We start from the raw sequence: 8,873 nt of genomic DNA on the forward strand, positions 1-8,873 counted from the left end.
TGCCGGTCCTCAGCACCTCGTACCAGCCCTGGTAGATCACCGAGACGTCGCCGGTGACGTCGGGCCCCGGCACGGAGACGACCTTGAAGACACAGAGCAGCAGAACAGCCCTGGTGAGGGTCCACACCGCGACCGGGAGCCGTGTGCCGTGCGTGCCCGCCATGACCACCTCGTCCGCTTCATGTGCCGCATGTGCCTCTTCGCACGCTTCGCGTGCTTCGTTCCTGATCGCGGGAGTCATGATGCCGGGCGGGACCGCGCCCGAGCCATCAGGCAGGGCCGTTGGGTACTGTCGGCGGCGATGCACAAGACACTGATCGTGACCAACGACTTCCCGCCCAGGCCCGGAGGCATCCAGGCGTTCCTGCACAACATGGCGCTGCGGCTGGATCCCGAGCGGCTCGTGGTCTACGCCTCGACCTGGAAGCGCGGCAGGGAGGGCGCGGAGGCGACCGCCGCCTTCGACGCCGAGCAGCCGTTCACCGTCGTACGCGACCGTACGACGATGCTGCTGCCGACACCGCGCGTGACCGGCAGAGCGGTCGGGCTGCTGCGCGAACACGGCTGTGAGTCCGTGTGGTTCGGCGCCGCGGCGCCGCTCGGGCTGATGGCCCCGGCGCTGCGGAGGGCCGGGGCGCGGCGGCTGGTCGCCACCACGCACGGGCATGAGGCCGGCTGGGCGCAGCTTCCCGCCTCACGGCGGCTGCTGCGCCGTATCGGCGAGTCCACGGACACGATGACCTATCTCGGTGAGTACACCCGCTCCCGCATCGCCGGGGCGCTCACCCCCGAGGCCGCGGCGCGCATGGTGCGGCTGCCGCCGGGCGTGGACGAGAAGACCTTCCATCCGGGCTCGGGCGGCGCGGCGGTGCGGGAGCGGCTCGGGCTCGCGGACCGGCCCGTCGTCGTCTGCGTCTCGCGGCTGGTGCCGCGCAAGGGCCAGGACACGCTGATCCTCGCGCTGCCCGCGATCCTGGCGCGGGTGCCGGACGCGGTGCTGCTGATCGTGGGCGGCGGACCGTACGAGGGCGAGCTGCGCAAGCTGGCGGACCGGACCGGAGTCGCCGGTTCCGTACGGTTCACCGGCGCCGTTCCCTGGGCTGAGCTGCCCGCCCACTTCGGCGCGGGCGACGTCTTCGCGATGCCCTGCCGCACACGGCGCGGCGGTCTGGACGTCGAGGGCCTCGGCATCGTCTATCTGGAGGCCTCGGCCACCGGGCTCCCGGTGGTCGCGGGCGACTCCGGAGGCGCGCCGGACGCGGTGCTGGACGGCGAGACGGGCTGGGTGGTCCGGGGCGGGCCGCCGGAGACGGCGGCGCGGGAGTCGGCGGAGCGGATCGTCGCGCTGCTGCTGGATCCCGAGCTGCGGGCACGGATGGGGGAGCGGGGGCGGGCCTGGGTCGAGGAGCGGTGGCGGTGGGACGAACTGGCGTCCGAGTTGCGGGCGTTGCTCTGACGCCTTTCGGCCGGGGGCAGTGCTTCCAGGGCCGCCCGCGGGCCCGTGTCAGGTCTGGTACAGCGCTTCGATGTCGTCCGCGAAGTCCTTCGCCACCACATTCCGCTTGAGCTTGAGCGAGGGGGTGATGTGACCGCCCTCCTCGGTGAACTGGGTCGTCAGGATGCGGAACTTGCGGACCGATTCGGCCTTGGAGACCGCCGCGTTCCCCTCGTCCACCGCCCGCTGGACCTCGGCCAGCAGTTCCGGGTCCAGCCGGAGCGTGGCGGGGGTGGAGTTCGCCGGTTTGCCGTGCTCCGCCGCCCAGCGGGTCAGGAACTCCTCGTCCAAGGTGATCAACGCGCCCACGAACGGGCGGCCGTCGCCGACGACCATGCACTCCGAGATCAGCGCGTGGGCCCGGATGCGGTCCTCGATCACCGCGGGCGCGACGTTCTTGCCGCCCGCGGTGACGAGGATCTCCTTCTTGCGGCCGGTGATGGTGAGATAGCCGTCCTCGTCCAGGGTGCCGATGTCGCCGGTGTGGAACCAGCCGTCGGCCAGCGCCTCCGCCGTTGCCTCCGGGTTGTTCCAGTAGCCGGTGAAGAGGTGTTCGCCGTGGAGGAGGACCTCGCCGTCGTCGGCGATACGGATCACCGAGCCCGGCAGAGGCTGTCCCACGGTGCCGATCTTCTGGCGGTCCCAGGGGTTGAAGGCGGTGGCCGCGCAGGACTCGGTGAGTCCGTAACCCTCCAGGACGGTGAAGCCGATGCCCCGGTAGAAGTGGCCCAGACGTTCGCCCAGAGGCGCGCCGCCGGAGATGGCGTACTCGCCGCGTCCGCCGAGCACCGCGCGTAGCTTCCGGTAGACGAGCCGGTCGAAGAGCCTGTGGCGGACGCGCAGGCCCAGGGACGGGCCGCGCGGGGCGGACAGGGCGCGGCTGTAGGCGATCGCCGTGTGCGCCGCCCGGTCGAAGATCGCGCCCTTGCCCGCCGCCTGCGCCGTGGCGCGTGCCGAGTTGTACACCTTCTCGAAGACCCGCGGCACGCCGAGGATCAGTGTCGGCCGGAAGGTGGCCAGCTCCTCCGTCAGATTCTTGATGTCCGGTACGCAGCCGAGTTTGATCGGCGCCATCACGGCCGCCACCTCGACCAGCCGTCCGAAGACATGCGCGGCCGGGAGGAAGAGCAGTACCGAGCACTCGCCCGTACGGAAGAGGGGCCGAAGCCGCTCCACCGCGTTCCCGCACTCCGCGAAGAAGGCGCGGTGGGTGAGCACGCAGCCCTTGGGGCGGCCGGTGGTGCCCGAGGTGTAGACGATGGTGGCGGGGTCGTCGGCCCTCGCCGCCGAGGCGCGTTCGTCGACCACCGTCTCCGGCACGTCCGCGCCCGCCGCGGTCAGCTCCTCGATCCCGCCGCGGTCGATCTGCCAGACCGCCCGGAGGTCCGGCAGCGTGTGCTGGACCGACTCCACCGCGGAGTAGTGCGCGTCGCTCTCCACGATCACCGCGACCGCGCCCGAGTCGCCGAGGATCCACTGGACCTGCTCCGCCGAGCTGGTCTCGTACACCGGTACGGTCACCGCGCCCGCGCACCAGATCGCGAAGTCGAGCTGCACCCACTCGAAGCGCGTACGGGACATCAGCGCCACGCGGTCGCCCGGTGCGATGCCGGCCGCGATCAGGCCCTTGGCGGCGGCCCGCACCTCGGCCAGGAACTGGGTGGCGGTGACATCGGTCCAGGCGCCCGCCACCTTGCGGGCCAGGACCGCCACATCGGGATGCTGTGCGGCATTGCGGCGGATGAGATCCGTCAGATTGCCGTCCGCGGGGACCTCGTACAGGGCCGGAAGGCTGAACTCGCGCAAGACTGCTGCTCCTCATCGGGCGCCGACGCCGCGGCTCCGTGCGACGCGCCGGTCGCGGTCCAAGACCGGGGCAGGTGCTCGGTGGGGCGAGCACGCTGGACTGCCCGGACGTTACCCATCGGTACTGGCGTACGCATAGAGGGTCCCGGCCAGATGTTCCCTGCGTCACACGTGATGGACGGTACTGCGCGCACAGTAGTCCACACCTCTGACACGACGGAAGGAACCGCAGGTCCGGCCCCCTCTATCGGGTGGGAGAAGCCCGTTCTAGGGTGATCCGCATGGCAGGTATGCGAGTCAATGTGATCAGTGATGTGCATGGGAACACCCAGGGCCTGCTGACGGCCGGCGACGGCGCCGATGCCCTGATCTGCCTCGGTGACCTCGTGCTCTTCCTGGACTACGCGGACCACTCGCGCGGTATCTTCCCCGATCTCTTCGGTGTCGAGAACGCCGACCGGCTCGTGGAGCTGCGTACCGCCCGCCGCTTCGACGAGGCCCGTAACCTGGGACGGGAGCTCTGGGCCGGCCTGGACGCCGATCCCGCCGCCGCCATCGAGGCGGCGGTGCGCCGCCAGTACGCCGAGATGTTCGCCGCCCTGCCCGTCCCGACGTACGCCACCTACGGCAATGTCGACATCCCGGGACTCTGGCCCGAGTACGCGCGCCCCGGGACCACCGTTCTCGACGGGGAGCGGGTGGAACTGGGCGGCCGGGTCTTCGGTTTCGTCGGCGGCGGGCTGCGTACCCCCATGCGCACCCCGTACGAGATCTCCGACGAGGAGTACGCGGCCAAGGTCGAGGCGCTCGGCGAGGTGGACGTGCTGTGCACCCACATCCCGCCCGATGTGCCCGAGTTGACCTATGACACCGTCCCGCGCCGGTTCGAGCGCGGCAGCCGCGCCCTGCTGGAGGCCATCCGCCGTACCAAGCCCCGGTACGCGCTGTTCGGCCATGTCCATCAGCCGCTCGCCCGGCGGATGCGGATCGGCTCCACGGAGTGTGTGAATGTGGGTCACTTCGCCGCGACAGGACGGCCGTGGGCCCTGGAATGGTGACCGGCGCACTCGCGATAGCCTGCACACCGCGTACCCAGTACCGGAGGAGCACGGCGATGGCGGAACACACCAGTTCGAGCATCACGATCGAGGCGGCACCGGCCGATGTCATGGGCGTGATCGCCGACTTCGCCCGCTATCCGGAGTGGACCGGCGAGGTGAAGGAGGCCGAGGTGCTGGCCACCGACGACCGCGGGCGCGCCCAGCAGGTCAGGCTGGTGCTGGACGCCGGAGCGATCAAGGACGACCACACCCTCGCCTACACCTGGACCGGTGGCAACGAGGTGAGCTGGACGCTGGTGAAGTCCCAGATGCTGCGCGCCCTGGACGGCTCGTACCTGCTGGCGCCGCTCGCCGGCGACCGCACCGAGGTCACCTACCGGCTGACCGTCGACGTCAAGATCCCGATGCTCGGCATGATCAAGCGCAAGGCGGAGAAGGTCATCATCGACCGCGCGCTCGCGGGCCTGAAGAAGCGCGTCGAATCCGCCCCCGGAGCCTGACCCCGATGCGTACGGTCCTGGTCACCGGCCCCGGTGGGGCGGGCCGTACCACCATCGCCGCGGCCACCGCGCGCGCCGCCGCCCGGCGCGGCGGACGTGTCCTGCTGCTCTCCGCCGACCCGCTCGACGATCTGCTCGGCATACCGGTGGGCGCCCGGCCCACCGGGACGGGCAACGGCCTGTGGGCCGCCCGTGTCGACTCCGGTGAACACTTCCGTACGGAACTGCTCGCCCTCCAGGAGCGGGCCGCCAGCGCGTTCGAACTGCTCGGCGCCCGCAGACTGGCCGGCGAGGAACTCACCGAACTGCCCGGCAGCGAACAGTTCGCCCTGCTCCACGCGGTGCGCCGGGCCGCCGAGGGCGACTGGGACGTCCTGGTCGTGGATCTGCCGCCGCTGCGCCAGGCACTGGCCGTACTGGCCCTGCCCGAACAGCTCCGCCGCTATCTGCGCCGGCTGCTGCCGCGTGAGCGGCAGGCCGCCCGCGCGCTGCGCCCGATGATGGCCCAGCTCGCCGGCGTACCGATGCCCGCGCAGTGGCTGTACGAGACGGCCGCCCGGCGGGACGCGGAGCTGGCCGTCGTCCAGTCCGTCGTCCAGGACCCGAAGACGACCGTACGGCTGGTCGCGGAGCCGGGGCCCACGGCGGCGGAGGCCCTGCGCACCGCCCGTACCGGACTGGCCCTGTACGGACTGCGCGCCGACACCCTCGTACCGAACAGGATCCTGCCCGGCGACGCGGCGGGCCCCTGGCTCGCGACGCTCGTGGCACAGCAGCGCAAGTGCCTGGACGAGTGGTACGAGGAGTGGGCGCCCGAGGTGCCGCTGTATCCGGTGGGACATCTCGGGCGGGACCCGCAGGGCCCGGACGACCTGGCGTACCTGGGCGCGGGCTCCGGGGAGGGCGAGGCCGGGAGCGGGGGAGCGGGCCTGGCCACCGGGCTCGCGGAGGGACTGGACGAGCGGGGCCCGGCCGCCGGCCGCTGGCCCGTCGAGGACCGGCTCGCGGAGGACAACCTGCTCGTCTGGTGTGTGCCGCTGCCAGGAGCCGTCAAGAGCGAGCTGTCCCTGGTCCGCAGGGACGACGAACTTCTGCTCACCGTCGGCCCGTTCCGCCGCGTCGTGCCGCTGCCGTCCGCGCTGCGCCGCTGCACGGTGACCGGCGCGGCCCTCACCGACGGTGTGCTGCGGGTGAGATTCACGCCCGACCCCGCGCTGTGGCCGCGCGGGCACTGAAGGCCCGTGGCCGTTCGGGTACCGTCGAAGGTAAGCACTCCTTCCGCTGTCCACGGCGGAAGGCCTCTGCCTCTGACGCAGGAGTCTCCATGAGCGATGCCACCGAGCGCCCCGCCACCGACTCGGACGCCTGGGCCGCGGCATGCGCCGAGGATCTGGAGGCGGAGAAGGCCCGCCGCCGCGCGACCTACGGCCCGCCGCCCGTCTCCGCCTCCGACGAGCTGCGCAAGCTGGTCGACGCCGTCGCGGACAAGGTCTCCTCGCTGCCGGGACCGCTGTTCGGCCTGGCCGCGCAGGGCGCCGTGCAGCAGTTCATCAACCAGGCCAAGGCGGTCGTCGAGCCGGTCGTCGAGCGCAATCCCGGAGTCTTCGGCCATCTCGCCGCGGCGGGCAACGAACTGCTCGCCGCGTACCGCTCCGCGGTCGAGGGCCAGGAGGGCCGCTGGACCCGGGACTCCTCCTCGGCGCCGTCCGACGCGGACCCGTCGTCGGTCGGCACAGACGCCCCTCACGACACGAAGAAGTCCGACGACCCCACGGACCCCAGGGACGAAGGACCTGGTCCGAGCGGTCATATCGACCTGGACTGACCTTCGGGCGTCCGCCCTCGGGTACGGTTGACCTCAGCGGGGCTCGACCGAAAACTGAGGGACACATGGGACTCACCATCGGCGTCGACATCGGCGGCACGAAGATCGCGGCGGGCGTGGTCGACGAAGAGGGCACCATCCTGGAGACGCACAAGGTGCCCACCCCGCCGACCGCCGAGGGCATCGTGGACGCGATCTGCGCCGCGGTCTCCGGCGCAGGCGAGGGACACCAGATCGAGGCGGTCGGTATCGGGGCCGCCGGATACGTGGACGACAAGCGCGCCACCGTCCTCTTCGCGCCCAATATCAACTGGCGCCATGAACCGCTCAAGGACAAGGTCGAGCAGCGGGTCGGCCTGCCGGTCGTCGTGGAGAACGACGCCAACGCCGCCGCGTGGGGCGAGTACAAGTTCGGCGCCGGACAGGGCCATGACGATGTCATCTGCATCACGCTCGGCACCGGGCTCGGCGGCGGCATCATCATCGGCAACAAGCTGCGCCGTGGCCGCTTCGGTGTGGCGGCGGAGTTCGGTCATATCCGGGTGGTGCCGGACGGTCTGCTCTGCGGCTGCGGCAGCCAGGGCTGCTGGGAGCAGTACGCGTCCGGGCGCGCCCTCGTCCGGTACGCCCGCCAGCGCGCCAACGCGACGCCCGAGAACGCGGAGATCCTGCTCGGTCTCGGCGACGGCACCGCGGACGGCATCGAGGGGCGGCACATCAGCTCCGCGGCCCGCGCCGGCGACCCGGTGGCCATCGACTCCTTCCGTGAACTGGCCCGTTGGGCCGGTGCCGGTCTCGCCGATCTGGCCTCGCTCTTCGACCCGTCCGCGTTCATCGTCGGCGGCGGTGTCTCCGACGAGGGCGAGCTGGTCCTCGACCCGATCCGGAAGTCCTTCCGGCGCTGGCTGATCGGTGGCGAGTGGCGTCCGCACGCCCAGGTGCTCGCTGCGCAACTGGGCGGCGAGGCGGGCCTGGTGGGCGCCGCGGACCTGGCCCGCCAGGGCTGACGGCCGGCCCGCGCGCCCGTACCTCCGCGCCCGCCGCACCCGATGTGGGTACGGCGGGCGCTGTCCGGACCAGCGCGCATCCCGGCCCGGTGTCGGCCGAAACCCGTCGGACGGTGTCCCGTATCTTGTGGGCATGGCGATGTCCCCGTTGCCCGACTCCCTGATCGAGCCGGACGGTTCGGCCGTGGTCCGGGTGCTCAGTTACAACGTCCGGTCGATGCGCGACGACCGTGAGGCGCTGGTCCGGGTCATCCGGGCCTGTGCGCCCGATCTCGTCCTCATCCAGGAAGCGCCGAGGTTCTTCCGCTGGCGCAAGCGCGCCGCCTGGCTGGCCGCGCGGACCGGTCTCGTGGTGCTCAGCGGCGGCGCCACCGCGGCCGGGCCGCTGCTGCTCTGTTCGCTGCGCGCCACGGTCGAGCGGACCGAGGACATCCTGCTGCCGCTCACCCCGGGCCTGCACCGGCGCGGTTTCGCCACGGCCGTCGTGCGGATCGGCCGGGCCCGGGTCGGGCTGCTGAGCTGCCATCTCAGCCTGGAGGCCGGCGAGCGCTACGCCCAGGCGCGGATGCTGCTCGACCGCGTCGAGGCCATGGACGTACCGCACGTGATCGCCGCCGGTGACCTCAACGACCCGCCCGAGGGCCGGAGTTTCCGGCTGCTGGCCGGAGAGCTCCAGGACTGCTGGACGGCGAAGCCGTGGGGCGACGAGTACACCTCCACGCCGGACCGCCCGCGTCAGCGCATCGACGCGATCTTCGCCACCGGTGGCGTCGAGGTCCTCGGGTGCGGGGTGCCACGAGGTCTGCCGGGCGTGACCGAGACGGACCTGAGGACGGCAACGGACCACCTCCCGGTCCTCGCCACGCTGCGCCTCCCGGCGCCTCTTCTTTGAGGGCTCGGTTCGCCTCCGGGCGCTCTGTGCCACTGTCGACGGTCGACCGTGCTCGATTCGCTCGTACCTCGCGAACCTCCGCCCGCGCGGCGGAGCCGCATATCGAGCACAGCCTCCCTCTCGACAGCGGCGCGCCCTTCGGCTCACTCGCCGGGGGCCGTGGTCCTGGGGCCGTTTCGGCTGGGGCCGGTGGTCGTGTGCGGGTTGTCGCCGGGGCCCGTTCCGGGGGCATGTCCGGGACAGCATGATTTACGGCGCGTTCGACCCGGTCGCGGGATACGAGCGGC

8 protein-coding genes are annotated in these 8,873 nt (G+C 72.0%); 7 read left to right on the forward strand and 1 reads right to left on the reverse strand.

Annotated features, from left to right (window positions below; translation table 11 throughout):
• Nucleotides 1–301 precede the first annotated feature (301 nt).
• The gene (locus tag BFF77_RS25550; RefSeq protein WP_066953961.1) at nt 302–1,456 is read left to right on the forward strand and encodes a glycosyltransferase family 4 protein; all 1,155 of its coding nucleotides are present in this window, start codon (nt 302–304) and stop codon (nt 1,454–1,456) included.
• 48 nt (nt 1,457–1,504) lie between these two features.
• On the opposite strand, the gene BFF77_RS25555 is transcribed toward BFF77_RS25550, so the two are convergent.
• Complete coding sequence (locus BFF77_RS25555; RefSeq protein WP_066953964.1) at nt 1,505–3,301, reverse strand: AMP-dependent synthetase/ligase; 1,797 nt, start codon at nt 3,299–3,301, stop codon at nt 1,505–1,507.
• A gap of 290 nt (nt 3,302–3,591) precedes the next feature.
• On the opposite strand from BFF77_RS25555, the gene BFF77_RS25560 reads away from it, so the two are divergent.
• The 6 genes from BFF77_RS25560 to BFF77_RS25585 all read left to right on the forward strand — a co-directional run bounded on the left by BFF77_RS25560 (nt 3,592) and on the right by BFF77_RS25585 (nt 8,586).
• Nucleotides 3,592–4,359, forward strand: a complete 768-nt coding sequence (locus tag BFF77_RS25560) for a metallophosphoesterase family protein (protein ID WP_066953966.1) — start codon at nt 3,592–3,594, stop codon at nt 4,357–4,359.
• Between the two features lie 56 nt (nt 4,360–4,415).
• Nucleotides 4,416–4,862, forward strand: coding sequence for an SRPBCC family protein (locus BFF77_RS25565; protein ID WP_066953968.1), 447 nt, complete (start codon nt 4,416–4,418; stop codon nt 4,860–4,862).
• 5 nt (nt 4,863–4,867) lie between these two features.
• Nucleotides 4,868–6,097 (forward strand): ArsA family ATPase, encoded by a 1,230-nt coding sequence (locus BFF77_RS25570; RefSeq protein ID WP_066953969.1) that lies wholly within the window; start codon nt 4,868–4,870, stop codon nt 6,095–6,097.
• Between the two features lie 89 nt (nt 6,098–6,186).
• Nucleotides 6,187–6,687, forward strand: a complete 501-nt coding sequence (locus tag BFF77_RS25575) for a DUF5304 domain-containing protein (protein WP_066953971.1) — start codon at nt 6,187–6,189, stop codon at nt 6,685–6,687.
• A 65-nt stretch (nt 6,688–6,752) separates the two neighbouring features.
• Entirely contained in the window at nt 6,753–7,694 is a 942-nt protein-coding gene (locus tag BFF77_RS25580; RefSeq protein ID WP_066953974.1) for an ROK family glucokinase, read from the forward strand.
• Between the two features lie 133 nt (nt 7,695–7,827).
• Nucleotides 7,828–8,586, forward strand: coding sequence for an endonuclease/exonuclease/phosphatase family protein (locus BFF77_RS25585; protein ID WP_066953976.1), 759 nt, complete (start codon nt 7,828–7,830; stop codon nt 8,584–8,586).
• Nucleotides 8,587–8,873 lie beyond the last annotated feature (287 nt).

The sequence above is a fragment of the Streptomyces lushanensis genome, from assembly GCF_001700515.1.
In the GTDB taxonomy this organism is placed as follows: Bacteria; Actinomycetota; Actinomycetes; order Streptomycetales; family Streptomycetaceae; genus Streptomyces; species Streptomyces lushanensis.